27 protein-coding genes are annotated in these 23,873 nt (G+C 36.3%); 18 read left to right on the forward strand and 9 right to left on the reverse strand.

Annotated elements, in window-relative coordinates:
• Positions 1-99: 99 nt before the first annotated feature.
• The 3 genes from LG329_RS15165 (at position 100) to LG329_RS15175 (ending at position 1,899) form a co-directional block, all read left to right on the forward strand.
• Positions 100-654 carry a GbsR/MarR family transcriptional regulator gene (locus LG329_RS15165; protein WP_404451657.1) on the forward strand — a complete coding sequence of 185 codons (555 nt, stop codon included), beginning with the start codon at positions 100-102 and terminating at the stop codon, positions 652-654.
• Positions 655-690: 36 nt separating this feature from the next.
• A complete protein-coding gene (gene yhaM / locus LG329_RS15170; RefSeq protein WP_404451658.1) occupies positions 691-1,638 on the forward strand; it encodes a 3'-5' exoribonuclease YhaM in 948 nt (315 codons plus the stop codon).
• A gap of 69 nt (positions 1,639-1,707) precedes the next feature.
• Positions 1,708-1,899, forward strand: coding sequence for a sporulation YhaL family protein (locus LG329_RS15175; protein WP_404451659.1), 192 nt, complete (start codon positions 1,708-1,710; stop codon positions 1,897-1,899).
• Between the two features lie 128 nt (positions 1,900-2,027).
• Here the strand turns inward: LG329_RS15175 and LG329_RS15180 are convergent, their stop codons facing one another.
• Both LG329_RS15180 and LG329_RS15185 read right to left on the reverse strand, forming a co-directional pair.
• Positions 2,028-2,933 carry a peptidylprolyl isomerase gene (locus tag LG329_RS15180; RefSeq protein ID WP_404451660.1) on the reverse strand — a complete coding sequence of 302 codons (906 nt, stop codon included), beginning with the start codon at positions 2,931-2,933 and terminating at the stop codon, positions 2,028-2,030.
• A 502-nt stretch (positions 2,934-3,435) separates the two neighbouring features.
• Complete coding sequence (locus LG329_RS15185) at positions 3,436-3,981, reverse strand: DUF3267 domain-containing protein (protein WP_404451661.1); 546 nt, start codon at positions 3,979-3,981, stop codon at positions 3,436-3,438.
• A gap of 245 nt (positions 3,982-4,226) precedes the next feature.
• Here LG329_RS15185 and LG329_RS15190 point away from each other — a divergent pair, with 245 nt between their 5' ends.
• On the forward strand, positions 4,227-4,592 hold the full coding sequence (locus LG329_RS15190) for a DUF1878 family protein (RefSeq protein WP_404451662.1): 366 nt from the start codon (positions 4,227-4,229) through the stop codon (positions 4,590-4,592).
• A 55-nt stretch (positions 4,593-4,647) separates the two neighbouring features.
• Here LG329_RS15190 and LG329_RS15195 read toward each other — a convergent pair whose 3' ends face one another.
• Positions 4,648-5,121: a GbsR/MarR family transcriptional regulator gene (locus LG329_RS15195; RefSeq protein ID WP_404451663.1), complete on the reverse strand. Its 474-nt coding sequence runs from the start codon at positions 5,119-5,121 to the stop codon at positions 4,648-4,650.
• Between the two features lie 335 nt (positions 5,122-5,456).
• Here LG329_RS15195 and LG329_RS15200 point away from each other — a divergent pair, with 335 nt between their 5' ends.
• The 5 genes from LG329_RS15200 (at position 5,457) to LG329_RS15220 (ending at position 10,535) form a co-directional block, all read left to right on the forward strand.
• The gene (locus LG329_RS15200; RefSeq protein WP_404456709.1) at positions 5,457-6,656 is read left to right on the forward strand and encodes a glycine betaine/L-proline ABC transporter ATP-binding protein; all 1,200 of its coding nucleotides are present in this window, start codon (positions 5,457-5,459) and stop codon (positions 6,654-6,656) included.
• On the forward strand, positions 6,649-7,500 hold the full coding sequence (locus LG329_RS15205; RefSeq protein ID WP_404451664.1) for an ABC transporter permease: 852 nt from the start codon (positions 6,649-6,651) through the stop codon (positions 7,498-7,500). The genes LG329_RS15200 and LG329_RS15205 overlap by 8 nt, the downstream gene beginning before the upstream one ends.
• 77 nt (positions 7,501-7,577) lie before the next feature.
• Positions 7,578-8,507, forward strand: a complete 930-nt coding sequence (locus LG329_RS15210) for a glycine betaine ABC transporter substrate-binding protein (RefSeq protein ID WP_404451665.1) — start codon at positions 7,578-7,580, stop codon at positions 8,505-8,507.
• Between the two features lie 126 nt (positions 8,508-8,633).
• The gene (locus tag LG329_RS15215) at positions 8,634-9,539 is read left to right on the forward strand and encodes a glycine betaine ABC transporter substrate-binding protein (protein WP_404451666.1); all 906 of its coding nucleotides are present in this window, start codon (positions 8,634-8,636) and stop codon (positions 9,537-9,539) included.
• Positions 9,540-9,608: 69 nt separating this feature from the next.
• Positions 9,609-10,535 (forward strand): glycine betaine ABC transporter substrate-binding protein, encoded by a 927-nt coding sequence (locus tag LG329_RS15220; RefSeq protein WP_404451667.1) that lies wholly within the window; start codon positions 9,609-9,611, stop codon positions 10,533-10,535.
• A 359-nt stretch (positions 10,536-10,894) separates the two neighbouring features.
• Here LG329_RS15220 and LG329_RS15225 read toward each other — a convergent pair whose 3' ends face one another.
• The 3 genes from LG329_RS15225 to LG329_RS15235 all read right to left on the reverse strand — a co-directional run bounded on the left by LG329_RS15225 (position 10,895) and on the right by LG329_RS15235 (position 12,815).
• Positions 10,895-11,254, reverse strand: coding sequence for a YtxH domain-containing protein (locus LG329_RS15225; protein ID WP_404451668.1), 360 nt, complete (start codon positions 11,252-11,254; stop codon positions 10,895-10,897).
• A 147-nt stretch (positions 11,255-11,401) separates the two neighbouring features.
• Positions 11,402-11,920 (reverse strand): tryptophan transporter, encoded by a 519-nt coding sequence (locus tag LG329_RS15230; RefSeq protein WP_404451669.1) that lies wholly within the window; start codon positions 11,918-11,920, stop codon positions 11,402-11,404.
• Between the two features lie 469 nt (positions 11,921-12,389).
• Complete coding sequence (locus LG329_RS15235) at positions 12,390-12,815, reverse strand: HIT family protein (protein ID WP_404451670.1); 426 nt, start codon at positions 12,813-12,815, stop codon at positions 12,390-12,392.
• Positions 12,816-13,398: 583 nt separating this feature from the next.
• Between LG329_RS15235 and LG329_RS15240 the strand changes: the two genes are divergently transcribed.
• Both LG329_RS15240 and LG329_RS15245 read left to right on the forward strand, forming a co-directional pair.
• Positions 13,399-14,142, forward strand: coding sequence for an ABC transporter ATP-binding protein (locus tag LG329_RS15240; RefSeq protein ID WP_404451671.1), 744 nt, complete (start codon positions 13,399-13,401; stop codon positions 14,140-14,142).
• On the forward strand, positions 14,135-15,346 hold the full coding sequence (locus LG329_RS15245) for an ABC transporter permease (protein WP_404451672.1): 1,212 nt from the start codon (positions 14,135-14,137) through the stop codon (positions 15,344-15,346). Before LG329_RS15240 ends, LG329_RS15245 begins: the two co-directional genes overlap by 8 nt.
• A 130-nt stretch (positions 15,347-15,476) precedes the next feature.
• Here the strand turns inward: LG329_RS15245 and LG329_RS15250 are convergent, their stop codons facing one another.
• A complete protein-coding gene (locus LG329_RS15250) occupies positions 15,477-16,646 on the reverse strand; it encodes a M20 family metallopeptidase (protein ID WP_404451673.1) in 1,170 nt (389 codons plus the stop codon).
• 90 nt (positions 16,647-16,736) lie between these two features.
• A complete protein-coding gene (locus LG329_RS15255) occupies positions 16,737-17,168 on the reverse strand; it encodes a ferritin-like domain-containing protein (protein ID WP_404451674.1) in 432 nt (143 codons plus the stop codon).
• Between the two features lie 312 nt (positions 17,169-17,480).
• On the opposite strand from LG329_RS15255, the gene LG329_RS15260 reads away from it, so the two are divergent.
• From LG329_RS15260 to LG329_RS15290, 7 genes are all read left to right on the forward strand, one after another.
• Positions 17,481-18,140: a phosphatase PAP2 family protein gene (locus tag LG329_RS15260; protein WP_404451675.1), complete on the forward strand. Its 660-nt coding sequence runs from the start codon at positions 17,481-17,483 to the stop codon at positions 18,138-18,140.
• A 376-nt stretch (positions 18,141-18,516) separates the two neighbouring features.
• Positions 18,517-19,779 carry an MFS transporter gene (locus tag LG329_RS15265; protein WP_404451676.1) on the forward strand — a complete coding sequence of 421 codons (1,263 nt, stop codon included), beginning with the start codon at positions 18,517-18,519 and terminating at the stop codon, positions 19,777-19,779.
• Complete coding sequence (gene liaF / locus LG329_RS15270) at positions 19,772-20,551, forward strand: cell wall-active antibiotics response protein LiaF (RefSeq protein WP_404451677.1); 780 nt, start codon at positions 19,772-19,774, stop codon at positions 20,549-20,551. The genes LG329_RS15265 and liaF overlap by 8 nt, the downstream gene beginning before the upstream one ends.
• A gap of 15 nt (positions 20,552-20,566) precedes the next feature.
• Complete coding sequence (locus tag LG329_RS15275; protein WP_404451678.1) at positions 20,567-21,604, forward strand: histidine kinase; 1,038 nt, start codon at positions 20,567-20,569, stop codon at positions 21,602-21,604.
• A gap of 15 nt (positions 21,605-21,619) precedes the next feature.
• Positions 21,620-22,258: a response regulator gene (locus tag LG329_RS15280; protein ID WP_404451679.1), complete on the forward strand. Its 639-nt coding sequence runs from the start codon at positions 21,620-21,622 to the stop codon at positions 22,256-22,258.
• A gap of 82 nt (positions 22,259-22,340) precedes the next feature.
• Positions 22,341-22,769 (forward strand): disulfide oxidoreductase, encoded by a 429-nt coding sequence (locus LG329_RS15285; RefSeq protein WP_404451680.1) that lies wholly within the window; start codon positions 22,341-22,343, stop codon positions 22,767-22,769.
• Positions 22,770-22,772: 3 nt separating this feature from the next.
• Positions 22,773-23,255 (forward strand): thioredoxin family protein, encoded by a 483-nt coding sequence (locus LG329_RS15290; RefSeq protein ID WP_404451681.1) that lies wholly within the window; start codon positions 22,773-22,775, stop codon positions 23,253-23,255.
• Between the two features lie 50 nt (positions 23,256-23,305).
• On the opposite strand, the gene LG329_RS15295 is transcribed toward LG329_RS15290, so the two are convergent.
• Positions 23,306-23,806, reverse strand: coding sequence for an antibiotic biosynthesis monooxygenase family protein (locus LG329_RS15295; protein WP_404451682.1), 501 nt, complete (start codon positions 23,804-23,806; stop codon positions 23,306-23,308).
• Positions 23,807-23,873 lie beyond the last annotated feature (67 nt).

Consider the following 23,873-nt stretch of genomic DNA (forward strand, 5'->3'; position numbering starts at 1 on the left):
TATAACAGTAGATAGGCGAAAGCGCCAATTTATGGTCTGATGGAATTGAGCTATGGTGCTGGACCAATTTAGATATTATGAGAGATGGAGGGACATCCATTGTCTGAAATTGATGAGACAAGCAATTGGGAGCAATATGAAGAAACAAAAGAAAAATTCATCCAAGTAATCGCCAAGAATATGAATCTGTATGGAATCACTTCTTCAGTTGGTCGATTGTATGGAGTCTTGTACTTCTCAAAAGAGCCGATGACGTTGGATGACATGCGTGATGCATTGGAAATGAGTAAAACAAGTATGTCCACTGGGGTACGGGCACTAACTGATATGAGAATGGTGGAGTCAACTTTTAAAAAAGGTATTCGTAAAGATTTATATAAATCGGAAGAGGATTGGTATAAATCGTTCACTTCTTTGTTTGGCAACCGTTGGCGTCAGCATACCGAAACTAATATTGAAGAAGCAGACGAAACAATTGAAGAGCTACTGGTTATTCAGGAGTCCACTAGTAATGAAGAATTACGTGAGCAAATCAATGGTGATATTGACCGACTTCGCTATGCTCAAAATTACTACAAATGGCTGATGAAATTTATTCAAGTGATTGAATCTGGAGAGATTTTTAATTTAATTCCAAAGAATTTAGATGATTAAATAGATAGTATTTGTACCTAGGGGAGGGAAGCAGATATGACAAAGGGATTAGGATACATAAATATAGGGGATTCTTTTGATGGATTTGTGCTTATTAAAGAAGCAAATAGAGGTGTAGCAAGTAATGGAAAACCATTTTTAACGCTTATTCTTCGTGATGCTACTGGAGAGATTGATGCTAAACTGTGGGATATTTCAAAAGAAGATGAGGCACTATTTGTTGGTGAACAAATCGTTAAACTAACAGGAGAGATTAATCAATTTCGTGGTAAAGCACAGTTAAAGATAATGTCCCTTAGACCATCACAACCAACGGATGATGTACACGTTACAGATTTTATTGAAAAAGCCCCTGTTGAAAAAGAGGAGCTAATGGAAAAACTCACTGAAGCCATTTTCGAGATGAAGAATCCAGCAATGCAACGAATTGTTCGTGCCTTTATCAAGAAGTATCAAGAAGCACTGTTAACCTATCCAGCTGCAACTAAAAATCACCATGAATATGTTTCTGGATTAGCACACCATATCGTAAGTATGGTAGCGCTGGCGAGGGAATTACATAAGCTATATCCTCAATTGAATAAAGACTTACTGTACGCAGGCGTTATTCTTCATGACTTGGGTAAGTTAAAAGAGCTGTCAGGCGTTATTACAACCTCTTATACAATAGAAGGAAAATTACTGGGTCATATTCCAATGATGGTAGAAGAAATTGGTCAGGTTGCACTTGAGTTGCAAATTGAAGGTGAAGAGATTCTTATTTTACAACATTTAGTCTTGTCCCATCATGGAAAGGCAGAATGGGGCAGTCCCAAACCGCCAATGGTACGAGAAGCTGAACTCTTGCACTTGATAGATTTAATTGATGCGAAGATGAATATGCTAAATCGATCTCTCGAAAAAGTAAAGCCTGGTGAATTTACCGAGCGAATTTTTGCGATGGATAATCGATCATTCTACAAACCATTATTTGAAGAGGAATAAATAGTAGTCATTTTTTCGTAGTTGCCCTCATATACTTGTAATAGAAAAGGTGGACAAGGGGGCAATATAATGATTATTGGTGTGCCTTGGTGGGTTCTTATGATGATTCTGTTTATTTTTCTAAGTGGATATATGGCCTATCGAGCAATACGGGCAGAACGTAGACTTGAGGAGCAATTCATTGAACGTGAAGGAAGAGTCTTTATTGACCGGATGGAAAAAGAACGAGAAACAAAGCACCAAAAAGAGTACTCCAGATAATAAAAATGCTGATCCGATATCGGATCAGCATTTTTTAGTAGTTAAGAAAGCATAAATCCTTTCTTACTGCATAAGAAAAAACTCGTCATTCGCTTGTCTTAAATAGCGAATGACGAGTTTCCTTAATATTATTTAGATTCTTCTTTCTTTGTTTCATCTTTCTTAGGTTCTTCTTTTTTGAATAGATCCTCATATTGATCAATTTTTACATCAATTTTAGCATCCTTTAATAACGTATCAATTTTAGCTTGTGCTTTTTTTGGATCAATTTTCTTACTTAATAGTGTACGACGAATATCTTCTTTTTCTTCTTCAAAAGAACCGAGATCTGTTTTAGCATCACGCTTGTCCGTCACTTTAATGATATGGTAACCAAATTGAGATTTAACTGGTTTACTGACTTCGCCAACTTCAAGTTTATAGGCAGCGTCTTCAAATTCTGGAACCATTTTACCTGCAGTAAAGTAACCTACGCTTCCACCTTTTTTTCCACTTGCTTTATCAGTTGAATATTCTTTAGCTAATTCACCAAAGTCCGCACCATTTTTAAGCTTTTTCTTAACTTCTTTTGCGGTTTTTTCGTCAGCAACTAAAATATGTGAAGCTTCAATTTCTGTTTTCATACGTTCGTATTGTGTTTTAATTTCTTCATCTTTAATTTTAATGTCTTCAGATACGGCAGCTTCTTTTAATAGACTAATCTTTATTACTTTACGGAATGCATCTTCATCTTTATAACCACTTTTTTGAAGAACCATTTCAAATTGATCGCCATACTGATCTTTTAGCTTTTTAATTTCTGCATCAATATCTTCTTTAGGTACATCATATTTGTCATCAAGCACTTCAACGGTTACCATTTCAGTCAATACTTGCTGACCGTGTTTTTCTTTTAGTTCATTATAAAATTCATCTTTTGTGATATTACCTGCTTCTGTTTCTACAACCGCTTCTTTATCTGCTTCACCTGAGTTACAAGCTGTCAAGCTTAGAACTCCTACTGTAATTGTTGCTGCCATTGCTAGTTTTTTCATTTATTGAACACTCCTAATCTAATGGTTTGCCTAAACTTTAAAAACTAATGATTAATATACCATAGTATGTTACAAAAAAAACAGTCTTATTTGCATTTTACATAGTTTTTACTAACTTTTACGTAATTACATTTAGAACTCGGACGTAAGAAGATACTAATAATACCATAATCATCAAGTTTATAGCTCTAAAGACAGTTGATTGTTTTTTTTGATTCATTTCCATTTTCAAGCAAAATTGATGCGTCAATGAGTTGAAAATTAATAGAACGAACAAAGCATACAATACATATAAAATACTCATAAAAAACCTCCTTAAATCCTGTTGGAGACGCATAATTATTTGATATACGAAAAGAATACGGAACTTTCGAAAACAGTACATTTCTTACTTTACCAAATTTTTAATCATATGAATAGTGTAGAAAGTAGTTTAGTAAAATAAAAATCACCTGAATTTAGTTTATCAGGTGATTTCTTCATAGTTTAGAGCTTTTGTTCTTTAATTATTTGCTTTGACTAATATGGCGAACCCCTCATTTTCACTTTCAATAAAAGCACGTTTAGGAGCTTTACTGATATGAAGGATATAGAGATAATCGGTAAATGATGCTCCGATATGGATTGCTGTATATAATAGAATATATACATAATAATCAACAAATACCAATGATGCGAAAATCCCAGGAATCGTAATAAATAGTGTCGGTGCAAATGCTACCAATAAAGATGTTGGTTTAGATAAAAATGTTCTCGCATGATACTTACATGTAGGAATCATGCTTTTTTTAAGGTTGAAATATATTTTAGTTCGTTTATTCATCATGATTAATGGTAAAATATGCATAAACGAATGAATGGTTGGCATTAAGATAACTAGCCCAAGGAAAGGTACTATACCAAATTCATTTACTTGTGTTGTACTGTGAATACTGGAAAATGGTACAAAAAGAAATACGAATGATAGTAGACCGATCAAAAATGAAAAAAAGTACAATCTGTTTACGCCGAATTCTTTGGTGAAATTTATGGATTTCCAACAGTTCATTTTTGACCCTCCTTCGTGTGATTCTAGTCGTATTAATCGCTGTAATCCTTAAAGAATAATAGTACGTTTCAAAAGAAAAAGCAATACTTTTTTTGATAATTTTTTCATGCTTAAAATGGGCCCTGCTTAAACGTTGATATAAAAGGGTTAACAGGATATTAGTATTCCAATATTTTTTGCGCGTAAGGAGTATGAAAGTTTTTAAAAAAATGCCAGTATAAGCAAAACTTAAGGTGGTGCTATGTATGAGTTGTAATAATGGAAAAGATACAATGTCCTTTCATGTTCAATTACTTTCTAAACTAATTGATGTAGACAAATACCCATTTGTTAAATTGGTCATTGAAAATAATATTACGGAAGAGGAATATACCGAGCTTTTTCAGTTACTACAAATGTTGGAGGACAATTATAAATCACAAAAGGAGGAAGGATTTCTAAACTTCACATCACTATTGATCCATTTTGCGGGAATGTTAAATGAAAAGTTGGAACCAAACGAGACAATTTATGCATTAGAACGAGAGGGATATTTCCCCCATCTATTGAAGGAATTTAACAATTTATTAGAACGTGGCATTGAATTCCCCACTATAAAAAAAGACTGGTGACCATACTTTTGCTAAAAGCAAAACATGGTCACCAGTCTTTTTTTTACAGTTCGTACTATTCCTGTTTCATGTCACGGAAAGAATCTTCTATATTTTTGTGGAAATCCATAATGCTTTTTAGACGATTATAGATATCCATAAGATCGCTATCAGATGATGTATCATCTAGATTCTTCTTAATTTCCTCTAAAGAGCTTTTTTGATGGTTAGTTGCATCAATCCATTTATTAATATAGGAATTCATAAAGGTTTTAAATAGTTGACCGTTAGCTTGATATAAGTCTTTACGTACACCTTTCTTCCATACACGCGTAACCAAATTTAAATCTAGTAAGCTCCTAACACTAGTACTCATTGATGTCTTGCTTTTCCCGATAGCTTCACTCATTTCATCTAGTGTCATCGGGTCTTCTATTAAATATAAATAGGCAAATAGTCGTGCCTCAAGTGGGGTTAAATCAAAAAGTTCAATAGTTTTGGCAAATTCAATAACAATTTTATTGGTAAGTTGATCTTTTGTTTCTTCCATCATTAAATCCTCCTAAAAGGCTTGCTATATAAAGGTTACAACAAATAGAATTTTATTGAAAATCACAAATTGGGTAGTAATATGGAGTATTTTGCAGTAAATAAAAGATATTCAGCTGTAAATTTCATACAGTTTAATCTGTACGAAAAATATATACAAAACTGATAGTATATAATGTTTGAAAAGTGTATGCTTTACGTTATATAGTAGATAAGTAGAAAAAAGCTGTTCGGAGCTAACGTCTTTTTATTTGCTTTAATTCTAATCATAAAGCATTACGACCATATACTTAGATGTTGGCGTAAATGGAACAAAGAAAAGTAGAGGTGAACGGAGTGCCGGTTATAGAAGTCAAAAACCTATCAAAGGTGTTCGGCAAAAACCCAAAGCAAGCACGTAAGATGCTGGATAAGGGGAAATCTAAGGACGAGATTTTAAAAGAAACTGGAAGTACAGTAGGAGTTAACCGTGCATCATTTTCAGTTGAAGCCGGAGAAATATTTGTCATCATGGGGTTATCAGGGAGCGGGAAATCAACACTTGTACGTTTATTAAACCGTCTTATTGAACCTTCAGAAGGAAACGTCCTGATTGACGGGGAAGATCTTTCTGTTATGAATAAAAGTGAATTACGAAACGTTCGCAGGGAAAAAATGAGTATGGTATTTCAACGCTTTGCTTTATTCCCACATCGTTCAATTCTGGAAAACGCTGAATATGGATTAGAAATTCAGAATGTGCCGAAAGAAGAAAGAAAGAAAAGGGCGCAGGAATCACTAGAAATGGTAGGACTTGGTGGCTATATTAATCAAAATCCGGGTCAATTATCTGGTGGTATGCAGCAACGTGTTGGTTTAGCACGCGCCTTAGCAAATAACCCAGAAGTATTGTTAATGGATGAAGCTTTTTCAGCATTAGATCCGTTAATTCGTAAAGACATGCAGGATGAATTAGTGGACCTGCAAGCTAGCATGCAGAAGACAATTATTTTTATAACGCATGATTTAGATGAGGCCTTACGATTAGGTGATCGAATTGCGTTAATGAAAGATGGATCAATCGTGCAAATTGGTACACCAGAAGAAATCCTAGTAAATCCAGCAAACGATTATGTAGAACGTTTTGTTGAAGATGTGGATCGTTCGAAAGTATTAACTGCACAACAGATCATGAAACGACCTGAAACAATCAATGTTGAGAAGCACGGGCCGCGTGTTGCGCTTGAAAGAATGCGAGAAGAAGGCTTATCTAGCATCATTGTTGTAGATGGTAAGCGTAATTTACAGGGTTATGTTACGGCAGATGATGCTTCAGAGGCTAGACAAAAAGATGTACGTGATATCAAGGAAATTTTACGTACGGATATACCTAAAGTCGAAAAAGAAACTGCATTAAATGATATTTTCAACATCATTCATGATTCACCTATTCCGGTAGCTGTGATGGATGGAGAAAAGCTGGTTGGAATTATCGTGCGTGGCGCCTTAATCGCAGCACTTGCGGGAGATGGCGAGGTGAATTTAGATCATGCTTGATAAAATGATAGATTTCATTCCAGAAATACCAATTGCAGAGAAGACAGCCTTATTTACAGAATGGTTGACAGAAACATTTTCATTTATTTTTGAACCTATTGAGGAATACTTTGATGTATTCATGGAATTTGTTTCTGAATCGTTATTTGCCGTACCGCCAGTAATTATAATGATTATCGTTGCTTTATTAGCTTTCTTTATTACTGGTAAAAAATTTGGTTTAGCAGCATTTTCGTTAGTAGGTCTTTGGTTGATTTATAATCAAGGATTGTGGGAACACTTGATTAATACGTTTACATTAGTCCTGATATCCAGTGTTTTATCGGTCATTATTGGGGTTCCGTTTGGTATATTAATGTCAAAAAGTAAAACGGCAGAAGCAATCATCACACCGATACTAGATTTTATGCAAACAATGCCCGCCTTTGTGTATTTGATACCGGCAGTAGCATTCTTCGGAATTGGTATGGTTCCAGGTGTCTTTGCATCATTAATTTTCGCGACACCACCAACTGTCCGCTTCACTAATCTAGGGATTAGACAGGTTTCAAAAGAACTTGTAGAGGCATCAGAAGCATTTGGTAGTACTGGTTCACAAAAGTTATTTAAGGTAGAATTACCAATGGCCAAAGCAACGATTATGGCTGGTATCAACCAAACAGTTATGCTTGCTCTTTCAATGGTAGTAATCGCATCAATGATTGGTGCACCAGGTCTAGGTAGAGAAGTTCTTTCTGCATTACAACGTGCAGAAGTTGGAACTGGATTTGTTGCAGGAATTGGGATTGTAATTTTAGCAATAATTATTGACCGATTCACGCAAAATGTGAATGGGAAGAAGTAACATTAACTTGTTGGTATCTTTTCGTGAAGAAAAGTTTTCCATATATAAAAAATTAGAAAAAGGGGAGAAAACTAGTTATGTTTAAATTTAACTGGAAAAAAGTCGGCATTGCTGCTGGACTTTCATTATCATTAGTAGCTGCAGGTTGTGGCTCAGACGAAGAATCATCAGAAGATACATCATCATCCAATGGTGGAGGAGATGTGAATTATAGTGAAGAAATGGATTACACAATCACAGGTATCGAACCTGGTGCTGGTGTTGTAAAGGCATCAGAAAATGCTGTTGAAAAGTATGAAAACTTGAAAGGCTGGACAGTACAAACTTCTTCAAGTGGTGCAATGGCAACAGCATTAGGAGAAGCAATTGAAGCTGAAGAACCAATTGTTGTAACAGGTTGGACTCCACATTGGAAATTCTCTAAATACGATCTTAAATATTTAAAAGATCCAAAGGGCGTATTTGGTGGAGAAGAAACAATTAATACGATGGTTCGTAAAGGTCTAGAAGAAGATATGCCTAACGCACATAAATTATTAGATCAATTTAGCTGGAATATAGCAGCAATGGAATCAATCATGTTAAATATTCAAGATGGAGCGGAACCTGCTGAAGCAGCATCTGCTTGGATTGAAGAAAATCAGGATATGGTTTCTGAATGGAAAAAAGGTGTAGAAGAAGTAGATGGCAAAGAAATTGAATTAGTATATGTGGAATGGGATTCTGCATTAGCATCAAATTATGTAGTTGGTCAAGTTCTTGAAAGCCTAGGATTTAAGGTAACATTAACACCGATTGATAATGCAATTATGTGGAAATCAGTTGCTAACGGCGAAGCAGATGCTATGCTTGCTGGATGGTTACCTCTAACACATGGTGATCTATACGAACAATATAAAGATCAGTTAGTGAACCTTGGTGAAAGCGTGTCTGGTGCTAAAATCGGATTAGTTGTTCCAAAATATATGGAAATTGACTCTATCGAAGATTTAAAACCAGCTGAGTAATACAATTATAAATAGGGAGACTGACACAGTAAAATGTGTCAGTCTTTTATTTGTAGCAAGAAAGTGCTGCTACTTTCTTACTACATAAGTGTAACTAAGGCTTTCTAATGAAAGGACGTTTTATGTATGATTAGACATCTTATGACAGGACTTATTTTAGTACTTATGGTAACGGGTTGTAGTTCGGATAAAGAAGATTCAAATGCAAATAAAGATAGCGAAAAAAGTTATAGTGCAGCGGTTGAGCATATCATTACGGGAATAGAACCTGGAGCAGGGATCACAGTCACTACTGAAGAAGCCATGAAAAAATATGACAGTTTAGAAGGTTGGACTCTCGAGCAGGCATCAACCCCAGCAATGATGACGCAACTTGATGAGGCAATTGAGAAGCAAGAACCGATCATTGTAACTGGTTGGAACCCACATTGGATGTTTGCGAAATATGAAGACCTAAAATATCTTAAAGATCCAAAGGGTGCCTATGGAGAAACAGAAGTAATTAAAACATTAGCAAGAAAAGGATTAAAAGAAGATAAACCTCAGGCATATAAAATACTGGATCAATTTCAATGGGAAGTAGAAGATATGGAAGGCATTATGTTAGATGCCCAACAAAGCGGAAAAGATATAGCCGTTGTTGCTAAGAAATGGGTTGAAGAACACCCAGATGTTGCTTCAGAATGGACGAAAGGTGTTAAGGACGTTGATGGTGTTGAAATAGAATTAGTTACCACTCAGTGGGGATCAGAACTTTCTGCTACAAATGCAGTAGCCAAGGTTATGACACAAAAGGGTTTTGATGTGACAATCACACCAGTTGATGTAGCTGTTATGTATAAGGCAGTAGCAGATGGAGATGCAGATGCTACAGTTGCTGTATGGATGCCTATTACAACGAAAGAATTTTATGATAAATATGAGGGCGATTTTGTTGATCTAGGTGCAAACCTAAAAGGTGCTAAAATCGGACTAGTTGTTCCAAAATATATGGAAATTGACTCCATTGAAGATTTAAAGCCAGCTGAGTAATAAAAGTATAGCTATCAGCTTGATTACAAAAGATAACTACAAATTCTCTAATGAAAGGATGTTTTGTGTATGAAAAAGAACTTTTATAAAAATGTTATTCTGATTTCAGGTTTAATGTTAGTTCTAATAATAGCGGGTTGTGGATCAGATGAAGAGGAGAAAACAACTGGAAATAATGGTAGTGAAAAGAGCTATAGTGAGGACGTTGAATACACAATTACAGGTATTGAACCTGGTGCAGGGATCACAGTCACAACTGAGAATGCAATTGAGGAATATGAAAGTTTAAAAGGCTGGTCTCTTGAACAATCTTCAACTGCAGCGATGATGACAAGACTTGAAGAAGCAATCCAAAAGAAAGAACCAATCGTTATAACTGGTTGGAATCCACATTGGATGTTCGCAAAATATAAAGATTTAAAGTATCTTAAAGATCCAAAAGGCGTTTATGGAGAAACAGAAATGATAAAAACACTTGCCCGAAAAGGGTTAAAAGAGGATAAGCCTAATGCATATAAGTTATTAGATCAATTTCACTGGGAAGTAGAAGATATGGAAGGTATCATGCTGGAATCTACGGAAACTGGCGATGAGATATCTACTGTTGCAAAAAAGTGGGTGGAAGACCACCAAGATGTTGTTTCAGAATGGACCAAGGGTGTTGAAGATGTAGAGGGAGTTGAGATTGAATTAGTATCCACTCCTTGGGATTCAGAACGTGCCTCTGCAAGTGTAGTTGCAGAAGTTTTAAGATCAAAAGGTTTTGAAGTGACGATTACACCTGTTGATGTCGCAGTTGTTTTTAAAGCTATTGCTGAGGGTGATGGAGATGCTACACTAGCTGCCTGGATGCCCGTCACACATAAAGAGTTTTATGAGAAGTTTGAAGGGCAATTTGAAGATTTAGGTGAAAATTTAAAGGGAGCTAAAATTGGTTTAGCTGTACCAAACTATATGGACATTGATTCTATAGAGGATTTAAAGCCAGCCGAGTAATAAAAAAATAAAAGGACTTCTTCAATTTAAATTGAGGAAGTCCTTTTTTTACCTGTTTGCGAGGAAGAATAGTATAAGTTTTGATCTAGATGCTATTATTTAAAATTGAATAACTAAAATTTAGGATGGGATTTCAATCGGCGGATATATTTACAAATCAGCCGATATATTTTGGTAATGGCGGTTATATTAAAATATTGGCAGATATAATTTTATAACAGCAGTTATATTTGAAAAACGGCAGTTATATAAGTGGATTGGAAGATATACATGCAAATCGGCGGATATATTATCTTCTGTGTGTATTTCTTGGCATAAAAATAACCGGGCAGTGTTTGCCCGGTCATTCTTATGAAGCCTTATTGATTTTTAATCTTTTCTTCAAGATCCTTAAGACTCGATTCGATTTGTTCTAGGTATTTATGAATGTTTTCCTGATGTGGTTCGACAGTTTGTTGCCAATCCTGAACAGACTTTTTCATTTCATGTGTCAGTTCTTTTATTAAGGCTGCACCTTCTTTAGATGTATCGGTGATTTGTTGTTTTAGACGCATTCCGTCAAATTTCAAGTTACTGATCATTTCTTTCCATTCTGTGCTTTGTTCTTTTGCTCGGAAACGCAAATCTCTTCCGGAGGATGGTGCACTTAGTAATGTTGCTGTTGCACTAACAACTCCACCAATAACAAAGCCGCATAATAATGATTTGCCTCTTACCATATGAAATTCGCTCCTTTCAAAACCTTACTATTTCTTTCCTTTTATTGTACTACAATTAAACCTGTTTCTCGAATATATGTATTTACTTTAGTTTAAAAATATCCCCCGACCTATTATGCCAGGGGATATATAGTAACCGTTTAATTATCAAACTGTTATTGGTTGAGATCGTTTCATTATTTTTTGTACAACAGGATAGACGACAATCATTACAATTGCGTTTACAGCCGCTGTAGGTAATACAATTGTTAGGAATAGTACTGTAAATACCCCATCCATTAAGCCAACTATATAGAGCGCTGACGATAGAAAAATGCTCCCACTTATTATTGTACCTATAGCTGTCATCACTGGAGCACTAATGTTTATATTTACTTTATTTCTGATCAATAGGAACAATCCAAAAAATAATAATGCTGTTATAGGTTTGTCAATAAGGTTCGCAATTTGTCCACCTGGTGCAAGTGTTGTTAATGCTGATAGTATACCAGTTACAATGGATAATAATACAACATACTTTAATTTAGGAAAAAGCATAATTCCTAAAAACATCATGGACAACAACATATCAGGTTTCATTCCGAACAAAATTGCTGGTACCACTGTGTGTAAAACTGCTCCTATCCCTACAAATAAGGATAAAATGATCAATACTCTAATATTCATTTTTAAACTCTCCTCGTCTCAGCTATGCTAAGCTAATGTATTCTAGTTCCTCAACTGTACACTCGTTGTCAGCTGCAGAAACTTATATAAAGTATAACAAAATTTCATTAAAATAAAAAGCAGGAATTTTTAATTAAGCTGTTTTCATAAAGATTGTTGCTCTTGAAAGAATAGATATAGACTGCGACGTAAATGCTATGTTGATTTCCGCTGCGGACCGTTGCGCACCTTAGGGCACGGCTTCAGCCTCCTCGAGAAAACCACTCTGCGGGGTCTTCAGACTCGTGCTGTTCCCGCAGGAGTCAACTGTCCGCAGCGAAAATCAACTGCCATAATAGTGAAAGGAGCTATATAGTACTGCTTCCAGACACCATGTTAGCGAAGTGTATTTCCGTAGCGGTACACTGTGACGCAGTTTATATCAACTCTGAATATGAAAAGCAACAATGCGTGCAAAAAGAGCCTTTAATTATAATGAATCACTGATTTCTTGTGCAATTATTTGTAGGTCATCCGCAGTATAATCGTCTGCGTGTACGGTCCAGTTTGATGAATAGCCATCATTTTCCCCGTATCGTGGTATGAGGTGGATATGTAAATGAAATACGGATTGATCAGCTGGCTTCTCGTTATTATTTAGTAAGTTCATACCAATTGGATTATAAGCAGCTTTGATAGCATTTGCTACCTTTGGAACCCGGGCAAAAAACTCACTAGCTATATTCTCAGGAGTTTCGTATATATTTTTCGTATGTGTTTTTGGGATAATTAGAGTATGACCTTTTGTAACCTGGCTAATATCCAAAAATGCGTAAACAAACTCATCTTCATAAACTTTAGCAGATGGAATCTCACCATCGATAATTTTACAGAAAATGCAACCTTCATGACTCATCCAACACCACTCCTTAACGTATTTTCTCTATTGTATAAAGGAATGGACATGAATACAAATAATAACAGGCATAGCCCGCAAGTACATCAATGTACTTTTGGACTAGCCTGCTTTAAGTAGCCTAAGGATGGTTGTTCATCTAAATTGGGGACTTTTGTAATTAGTTAGCATGATGGTCATTCAGGTTAACTAGGTTACAAAAACCGTTTTGTTTGTATTTCTGACCATGAACTACATATAACAAAATGGGTTTTCATTAGATGACCTTTCACAAACACCTCATTTAGTATTAGATTCGAATAAAAAAATGGGTTTACATCGAATGTGCGATCACAAACACCTCATTTTATATTTGATACGAATAACAAAATGGGTTTACAGTAAATTTTCGATCACATACACCTCATTTAGTATTAGATACGAAATTTTTTGTAGTGACCATCCTCATGGCTACAAAATATATTGTGGACATTTATAAGATTTTTATACACAAAAATATGTAGAATATTGTTGGAGAGTTTGTTTTGGTTTTAAAGGAGATAAATGGTAAAATTCATTATAAGAGAATCAAGGAGGAAATACAATGAACTCATTGTTACGTATTGATGATTTACATGGTGGATACACACATAAAAATGTACTTCATGGTATTTCGTTCAACGTTAATCCAAAAGAAATTGTAGGATTAATTGGATTGAACGGGGCGGGTAAAAGTACAACAATAAAACATATTATCGGATTAATGCATGGGAAGAAAGGCTCCGTGTCAATCAATGGGAAAACGTTCAATGATAGTCCTGAAACCTATCGAAAAAAAATGGCATATATTCCGGAGATGCCGATATTATATGATGAGCTTACACTTTATGAACATTTAAGGCTAACTGCAATGGCTTATGATATTCCAGAAGATGTTTTTGAAAAGAGATTACCGCCATTGTTGAAGGAATTTCGTATGGAGAAAAAGTTAAAATGGTTCCCTGTGCATTTTTCAAAAGGGATGCGTCAGAAAGTAATGATTATGTGCGCCTTTTTAATTGAGCCACCTTTATATATTGTGGACGAGCCATTTGTGGGACTAGATCCACTTGGAATTCAATCATATTTACAGTTAATGGACGAAATGAAATCAAATGGTTCAGGAGTGTTGATGTCTACACATATCCTGGCTACAGCTGAGCGTTATTGTGATCGTTTCGTTATTTTACATGATGGGAAGATTAAAGCAATCGGAACACTGGAGGAGTTACGTACGGATTTTAAAATGCCGAATGCTACACTTGATGATTTGTATGTGCAATTGACGAAGGAAGAAAGCCATGTTTGATTCAAATGCTTTCTTTAAGAATCGTTTTTCTGCGCATTTAAAAGAGACCAGTCGCTACCTGCACTACATCTTCAATGGTCATATGGCGGTTGCGATGCTTTTTTTCATATCAGCCATAGCGGTATACTACCAGCAATGGCTAGCAAACCTCCCAGAAGATTTCCCAACTGCATTAGTTGTGGGAATTGCCTTTGGACTGGTTGCAAGCTACAGTCCTGTACGAACGCTTTTAAAAGAACCTGATTTGGTTTTTCTGATTGCAGCTGAAAGTAAGATGAACGCCTATTTTCGGAATGCAATGATTTATAGCTTTGTCATCCAATTATATTTAGTTTTACTCGTTGCAGCAGCTTTAGGACCGTTGTATTCTGCTACTTACCCTGAACGAGGGGGGCAAGTTTATTTGCTGACTGTTTCAGTAATGCTTGTCTTTAAGGTATGGAATTTATTTGCTAATTGGTGGATGTTAAAAGTTAGAGCTCCAGGTATTCGTCAAACCGATTTGATTACAAGGACGCTATTATCAATCGCTGTGTTTTATTTTCTAATTAATGGTGACATGATTTTAACTGCGATTACGACAGCATTATATATCATTGTATTTTTATATGATTATAATGTATCCCGGAAGCAAGCAGGTATTCTGTGGGATTTATTAGTGCAAAAAGACCTTAACCGTATGCAGACATTTTATCGGATTGCGAATATGGCAACGGATGTTCCGCATTTAAAAAGTAAAGTGAAGCGACGAGGATGGCTAACATCAATCGTAAGTAATGTTCCATTTCAAAATAAGCACACGTTTAACTATCTTTATCGAATTACTTTTGTGCGAAGTGGCGATTATTTAGGCATGTATGTACGGCTGATCATCATTGGAGGATTATTTATTTATTTTGTTCCGCAACTGTGGATGAAGGTGCTTTTTGCGTTATTATTTATGTACATGAGTAGCTTTCAAATGATGACCTTGTATCATCATCACCGAACAAACATGTGGTTGGACTTATATCCTGTTGAGAATAAGTTGCGAAAGCAAGCGGTTCTAAAATGGTTATATCAGCTAGGAATTATTCAAACCGTACTATTTGCGGTTGTATTTTTGCCATTGCAACTATATGCAGGGGCTGGCATCACCTTAGTTGGGGGATTACTTTTTAATTACCTATTTGTTAATGGGTATGTGAAGCTGAAATTGGTTTAATAGAAAAGCATCCATACCGAGTCAATTCGGTATGGATGCTTTGTTTGTTAGTAGCAAGGAAAGTATCGAACTACCCACATTGCGTGGGCACAGTCCATACGCCACTTTACGGGCGCTTGCGCTTTTCTTATTACTTTTCCTGGTATGCAAAATATGCTTCTATTAATGTCTTGGCGGCGATAGGGAGTGCACGTTCATCTATATCGAATTTCGGGTGATGGTGCGGGAACTCATTTCCTGCTTTTTGAGCACCTGTGAAAAAGTAAGTCCCAGGCTTCTCAAGTAAATAATAACCAAAATCCTCTCCACCCATTACAGGTGGAACAATCTCCCGAGTAGTAATTTCTGAAACGTGTTCACTTGCTTTCAGTACAAGTTCAGCTTCTTCTGCATGGTTTACCAATGGAGGATAACCCTTTTCATAATTTAGGCTATAGGAAGCTCCATTTGCTACACAAACGCCATTGATGATCCGTTCCATTTCTTCGATAACTTGTTCTTGTACACGTATATCCAAATAGCGCATTGTACCGACTAATTTCGCTTTGTCAGCAATAATGTTAAAGGCATTTCCAGCTTCAAATATTCCAATAGTCAAAACCGCCGTACGAAGTGGGTCGATGCGTCTACTAATAATTTGTTGAAGCTGAACGATTAAGTCAGCACCAATGACAATCGCATCTTTGGTTTCATGTGGATATCCGCCATGGCCACCTTGACCTTGAATCGTTATTTCAAATCGGTCCGCACCTGCCATGAAAATGTCCTTAGAGGTCTGCATGACACCGACTGGAGTTGTTGCCCATAAATGTGTTCCGAATACAGCATCAACATGATCGAGTGCCCCTGATTCGATCATGGGCTTTGCGCCACCTGGAGCATATTCCTCAGCATGTTGATGAAGAAAAACAATCGTACCTGGTAACTCATCTTGAAACGGCTGGATGGCCTTTGCCAAGGACAATAGTGTTGCTGTGTGCCCGTCATGTCCACAAGCATGCATCACGCCATCAACTTTTGATTTATAAGGAACATCTTTTTCATCCTGAATCGGGAGTCCATCAAAATCCGCGCGTAACGCAACGGTTTTCCCAGGCTTTCCTCCTTTAAGTGTAGCGATTACACCATTTCCGCCTACCTTTGTTTGATAAGGAATGCCTAACTTCTCGTAAAAATCCGCAATGTACTGTGCTGTTTTTTCCTCTTTAAAAGAAAGCTCAGGATATTGATGCAGATACCTCCGTATATCGATCATTTCCTGGTGTAGCTGGTCGATCTGTTGATGAAGTTGTTCTCGCATTTAAAGACCCCCTCTACTTATTACATTTATTATATAGTCTATTTCGAAATAAAAAAAGATGACCCTTTATTAAGGCCATCTAATTTTATATTATAATCGTGGATCTTGTAATAAACGCTCGATTTCTTCTTTATGGTGTGTTTCATCTGCAATCATGTCTTCGATTTTAATCACAAGCTCGGTAAAGTTTAATTTTTCTGCTTGCTCTTTACGTTGTTCATAACGGTCAATCGTATCTTTTTCAGATTGTAACGATGCCTCCAGAAGATCTTTCACTTCAGTAGGCTGCGGTATTTCCGCCGATTTTGTAGTTGGGGTACCACCCAATGTTTTTATTTTTTCCGATAAGTATAGTGCATGTCCCATTTCATCGGTGATTTCTGCTTCGAAAAAAGGTTTCAATGCAGAACGGTATAATCCGGACACTACTGAGGCACTGTACGTGTATTGTATTGCAGCACCATATTCGTTCGCTAAATCTTCATTTAATCCATCAATTAAATCTTGTAGTTCTTTATCCATTATAAATCCCAGCCTTTCTTGTAAGTAAAGAATGTATAAAATGTTGACATTGAATATTTTGGTAGCCATGCAGGGCCACGTCCAGCTCCAGCGCCCAGCGACTATTGGATTTCCTTTACCTCCTTACGATAAGTCAACATCGGTTCGCTTACGCTTACCGTGTTTCCTTTATCTCATACGGTTCAGTCCAATCCATACGTCGCTAAACGGGCGCTTGCGCTTTTGTTCGCTATGCCTACATAACTATTTCCCGAATTAGGTATTTTTAAACCTTCATTTTGGTGTAATATGTAAAAAAGGGAGGTAGTTTTCATGAGAAATAAAAGCCAATACTTATATATTTTTCTATTATCATTTGTTTTATTCACTACTGCATTATGGATTTTGAAAATTACCAGAGGAAATATTCCATTTGTCGATCAATGGACAAAGGAATTTGTAGTAGCCTTAGATGATTCTTACATATACTTTATATTTAGATGGATTACAGAGTTAGGGTCTGGAACATTTTTAACCCCATTTACGATTATTATGGGAATCGTATTATGGATAATTTTCCGTGATTGGTTAGTAGGTGTAATGTTTGCCGGAGGAACATACTTAAGCAATCTGTTAAATGTAGGAATTAAACACATAGTTGAAAGAGAGCGTCCAAGAATACTAGAGGGTGTAGAAGCCCATGGTTCAAGCTTCCCATCCGGACATGCTATGATTTCATTGGCTTGTTATGGGTTACTTGTTTATTTTTTATCAAAAAAAATAAAGTCAGAAAAGGCTATAATTGCTTTACAAATAAGTGCGTCAATCCTAATATTTCTTATTGGATTTAGTCGTTATATCATACGTGTGCATTATCTTACAGACGTGTTAGCTGGATTTGCTTTTGGATTCATTTTTATTCTGTTATGGACCTTGTTGTATGAATTTATTGTAGAAAAGCGCAAGCGCCTTGGTCAGCCCCGACAAGTTTAAGACGAATCTCTTAGTGATGATTTTTATCACAAAGAGATTTGACTTAAAACCTCAGGCGGGCTAGGCGCTGGCCGATAAAAACGCCACGTCCTCGAAAAAGAAACCCACTTTTTCTTCGTGCGATGCTTTTCAGGGAGGTTTTCCTTGTCCTGTGGCTTTATCGGCACTAGTACGTCCTGTACGTCGGAGCTGGACGTGGCCCTGCATAGTGACCAAAATATTCAATGTCACATTTTATGATTTCTTTACACACAAGAAAAACGATTTCCTCGGTCTTAAGGATGAGAAAGAAACGTTCTGAAGGTCGTTACGGGAGATTGCTCCATCCGATAAGCTAGAGTTACAGATTAAACGAATATCGGAGGGGGCGTTACATATGAACGTCATGACAGATGCTAGCACGGAAATAAAGGAAGTTCCTGTATTAAAAAATCGCAATTTTATGTTTTTGTTTATCGCAGCGTTATTTTCTTCTCCAGGTTATTATGTATACTTAATAGGTGCGGAGTGGTTAATGTTAACCTTAAATGACAATCGATTTTATTTCGGAATGTTATTTTTAGCTGCTTCTATTCCTAGATTACTATTATTAACAGCTGGTGGTTTAATTGCAGATCGGTTTAATAAACGTACGGTTCTATTTCTGTCTGATGCAACAAGGGCGTTGTTAGTTCTCGTATTAATCTTTCTTGTGTTTACTGATACCGTAACGGCATTCCATCTCATTGGACTAGCGGCTTTGTTCGGTATTTCAGACGCATTTAGTTACCCTGCATTAAATGCATTAACACCAACGATTTTAGAAGATGATCAATTGCAACGAGGCAATTCATTAATTCAAATGACAACGCAAATCAGTCCGATCCTTGGACCGGCATTAGGTGGGGGAATGATTGCGCTACTAGGATTCGAGGGTGTGTTTTCGATAGCCTTTGGTATGCTTGTACTATCCTCATTGGCGGTCCTGTTCATTTCATTACCAAAGGATGAAACAGAGGTCGATCGACCAACCCCTTTGGAAGACTTAAAAGAAGGCTTTCGTTACGCAAAGAAAAATGAACTAGTTATTTCTATTGTAATTGTTGCACTCTTTATAAACTTTTTCTTAACAGGACCATTATCGATAGGACTACCAATCATCGTAAAGGATGTATTCGAAGGGAATGCCGTAAGTCTAGCAACTGTTGAAGCGTCCCTTGGTATTGGAGCATTACTTGGTGCTATTGTACTTGCAACATTTAATCTGAAAAAACCAGGAATGGCGTTAATTGGAAGTCTGATCATAATAGGTCTGCTTTATGCCGGAACAGGTTTATCCAATTATCTTTATCTAACAGCAGGGTTTGTTGGTGTAATGGGTTTTTTATTTCAATTAATCAATATCCCATTAATGACAATGCTCCAACAAACGACTGAGAAAAAGATGTTAGGCCGAATGATGAGCTTTTTGATGACGGTCTCAACAGGCTTAGTTCCAGTATCATATCTGATAACATCCCTAATACTTGCAGCAGGAGTTTCAATCCAAACAATAGTCATCGTTAGCGGCATAGTAGTTGCGTTTATCGGGGTTTATTGTCTTAAAAATAAAACCATTATGGGTTATCAACTAAACAGAAAGAGTGATGAAAATGAATAATATATTTATCCGTTCCTTAATCGCATTTATTATTATTTTAATAGGTATAGTATTAGTCTTACAGAACCTTGATGTAATCGATATGAATATGAATGGGATTTGGCCTTATACGTATTCTATCTTATTTATTATCTTTGGGTTAAAGTGGTTTATAGACGATTTACGGAATGATGGTGGGAGTTGGATTTTCGGATCATTTTTATTTGTCTTTGGTTCCCTATTAGTTCTGGGAGAGCTTCAAGTCATCATGTTTAACTTTGAGGACATCTTTAAATTATGGCCGTTATTAATTATTTACATCGGATTTAGTATTATTGGAAAACCAAAACGCAACAAAAATTTTAAGTTTGTGATTGATACTGATGACAAAAAAGATAATACAGTTGACTATAAAACGAAGAAAAAACATGGAAATCGTTTTTCTTTAGGGGACCATCAGTTTAACGAACCTAATTGGAAAGTAGAACCTATGGATTTATATAATGCTGCTGGAGATTACTATATTGATTTTTCCAAAGCGTTTATTCCGGAGAAAGAAACCCCAATCAGGATTAACAGTTGGGCTGGTGATATCCAAATTCTTATGCCGGAGAATGTTGCATGTCGCATTGATGCTTCTGTAAAAGCTGGTGAAGTTAATGTCATGGGGCAAACATCAGAAGGTGTAAATAGAAATGTATATTATGAATCAGAAGATTATCAGGAAGCAACACGTAAATTAACAATTACATTGAAATTAAAAGCAGGATCTGTGCGTGTAGATAAAGTATAATGGAGGTGGTCGATCATGCTTAAGCGACTCAATAGTATACGATTTAGTTATATTCGTTCACATCTTTATGGCTTGTTTTTGACTACCGTCATTTTACTATCTTTTTTACTGTCCATTTATGTTTTATTTGAACCCCTATGGTTAACCGCTGAAAGTATCTTTTTGTTTATCTCGGCATATGTTGTTCTAGCTTTATTACTCTCTATGTACGTAGGGTTTAAATCGAGTGGCGATATGAAGGAACGTCTAGATTATTTTTCCGTATTAATTACGCAGTTTGCAAATGGAAACTATCAATCACGCGTCTATTTTAATGAAGATGATGAAATTGCGAGAATTGGTAATGAACTAAATGAATTAGGTAATAAAATGCAAAATCAGGTAAAGTCATTACAACGGATGGCAGATGAGAAGGCAGACTTCGCTAAATCGGCACATAAAGCAGCGGTAATAGAAGAAAGGCAGCGTTTGGCTCGAGACCTTCACGATTCGGTAAGCCAGCAATTATTTGGTGTAACGATGATGGCTGAAGCCTCACTGAAGCAATTTGATAAAAATCCAGAGATAGCAAAATCACAGCTTGAAGATGTAGCGGCAAGTGCACTCCAGGCGCAAACTGAAATGCGTGCATTATTATTACATTTACGTCCTGTACATTTATCTGGTGACCCACTTCCGATTGGTCTTAAGAAATTAATCGGAGAACTTGAACAAAAGAGTGCACTCAATTTTAAATTGGAAATTGACGAAACTATTAAACTACCAGAAACTACTGAAGAACATGTGTTTCGGATTATCCAGGAGTCACTATCTAATATATTACGTCACGCTGAAGCAAATGAGGTAAATGTAAAGGTGTCCAACCGATCAAACGAGCTTTTCATACATATAGCAGATAATGGTCAAGGCTTTGATGTTGGAGAAGATTCCAATCGTAAAACTTCCTATGGTTTAAAAACGATGAAGGAACGCAGTGAGGAAATAGGTGGTACATTTACGATTCGCTCTATCCAGGGAGAGGGTACATATATTGATATACGAATTCCGTGTTAAAGAGGGGGAAAAGTGATGATACGAGTAGTTGTGGTTGATGATCATGATGTAGTTCGAAAAGGAATTGTATCGTATTTACAAACCGACGATACGATTGAGGTTATCGGCCAAGCTTCAAACGGAAACGATGGGGCGGCATTAGTTATAAAAGAAAAACCAGATGTTGTGCTAATGGATTTAATGATGGAAAATGGAAGCGGAATTGATGCAACCCGCGCTATAACAAATAATGGTGTCGACACAAAAATTATTATTCTGACGAGCTTTTACGACGATAAGCAGATTTTCCCAGCTATCGAAGCGGGGGCATTCAGTTATCTTTTAAAAACATCATCAGCAGATGAAATTGTAACAGCAATTAAAAAGGCAGCTAAAGGTGAAAATGTTATTGAGCCCAAAGTGGCAGGGAAAATGATGTCAACATTCCGTTCTGATTCCCATAAAGCACACGATGATTTAACCGAGCGAGAGTTAGAAGTGTTAATTTGTATCGGTAACGGAATGACAAACCAGGAAATTAGCGAAAAACTATATATTGGAATCAAAACAGTGAAAACGCATGTGAGTAATGTATTGGGAAAACTCGGTGTTCACGACCGTACACAAGCAGCAGTATATGTTCACAGAAATAACTTAATTACATTTGAGGATTAGCGGAATGCAGTCCTCTTTTTTGTTTTTTTTGTGCGTGAATTGTATAATACCTATGTATCTTTAAAAGAAGGAGTATACATATATGGATCAATCTAAAAAGGGCGAAACGCTCCTATTCATTATATGGGCTCAAAGCCTAATAGCATTACTGGGAAGCTTATTCTTTTCGGAAATAATAGGATATGTTCCATGTGAATTATGCTGGTACCAACGCATTTTGATGTATCCATTAGTTATTATTTACGGTGTAGCTATGGTTAAAAAGGATATGTCAATTGCTTTTCCAGGCATTATTTTAAGTGGAATAGGAATGTTTGTTTCTTTCTACCATTATTTAATTCAAAAGCTACCTGCATTTCATGAGGCTACAGGATCCTGTGGTATTATTCCTTGTAACACGCAGTATATTAATTATTTTGGGTTTATCACAATTCCGTTTTTAGCAGGCGTGGCTTTTATCGTGATTTTTGTATTACACATCATATTACTGAAACAACACAGGGGGAAATAGTCGATGAAAAAGAAGATGATCATTTTTACAGTAGTACTTGTAGTTTTATTCGCAGGTCTTTATTTTGTTGTTCAATATAAAAATAATCAAGCAATTGACGATAGCGAAAATCCTTATGGGAAAACGGATCTCCACCAAGCAACAATTGACCAGTTAGAAGACCCTAATTATCAAAATCAGATTTTACCTGATGAATTAAGTAAAAAACTGGATAACGGTGAATCATTAACGGTGTATTTTTATGACCCTACATGTCCACATTGTCGACGTACAACGCCAATCCTAGTTCCATTAGCAGAAGAGCTGGGAATTGATGTGAAAAAGCTGAATGTATTAGAGTTTCAAGATGCTTGGAATACGTATGCTATAGAAGGAACACCGACGCTCATTCATTTCGAAAATGGCAAAGAATCTGCTCGTATAAGTGGGGGGAAAACAGAAGAACAGCTACGAACGTTTTTTGAAGAAAATGGTTTAAGTAAATAAGTGAACAAAAGACGGAAGTGCCATATAAATAGGCGCTTCCGTCTTTTGTTCTAATCGAGTTCAACCATGTTATAGCTTGTTATATAAGGTTTATCAGCAAAATAGGCAGGAGGTTTCGTTTCGCCACCGCTATGTTGATGCTGTTTTTTAAAGGCATCAGAGTTTTTCCAGTTATCGTAGTCCTCGATAGAAGCCCATTGGGTTAACACAACATATTTGTTTCCGGTTTGTGGACGTAATAATCGAAACGCCTGAAATCCGGGTGAGGAGTCAAGTTTGGAACTACGCTGTTTAAAACGATCCTCAAACGCATCTCGACCGTCCTCTGTAACTGTAATATTGTTCATAACGACGAACCCTTTATTTTGAATTGCACCATCATTAAGTAGTACTTCATAAGCTCTTCCAGATTCAAAAATATTTTTTTGGTTGTTCTCATAGTAAGCAAGTGCATTACCGCCACTATTCATGAGGTGAAAATCAATTTTTGGGTGATCATCGATAATTTTTTTTATAAATTCTAATGTACCATTTGTCATATATGCTTCCATTTCGCTTAAATCTCCTTTCACAATTCCTTTATTTCATAATACCCGTTTCGTGTATTGTTAATCAAAA

This window comes from Virgibacillus necropolis (assembly GCF_044793635.1).
GTDB classification, from domain to species: domain Bacteria; phylum Bacillota; class Bacilli; order Bacillales; family Amphibacillaceae; genus Virgibacillus_F; species Virgibacillus_F necropolis_A.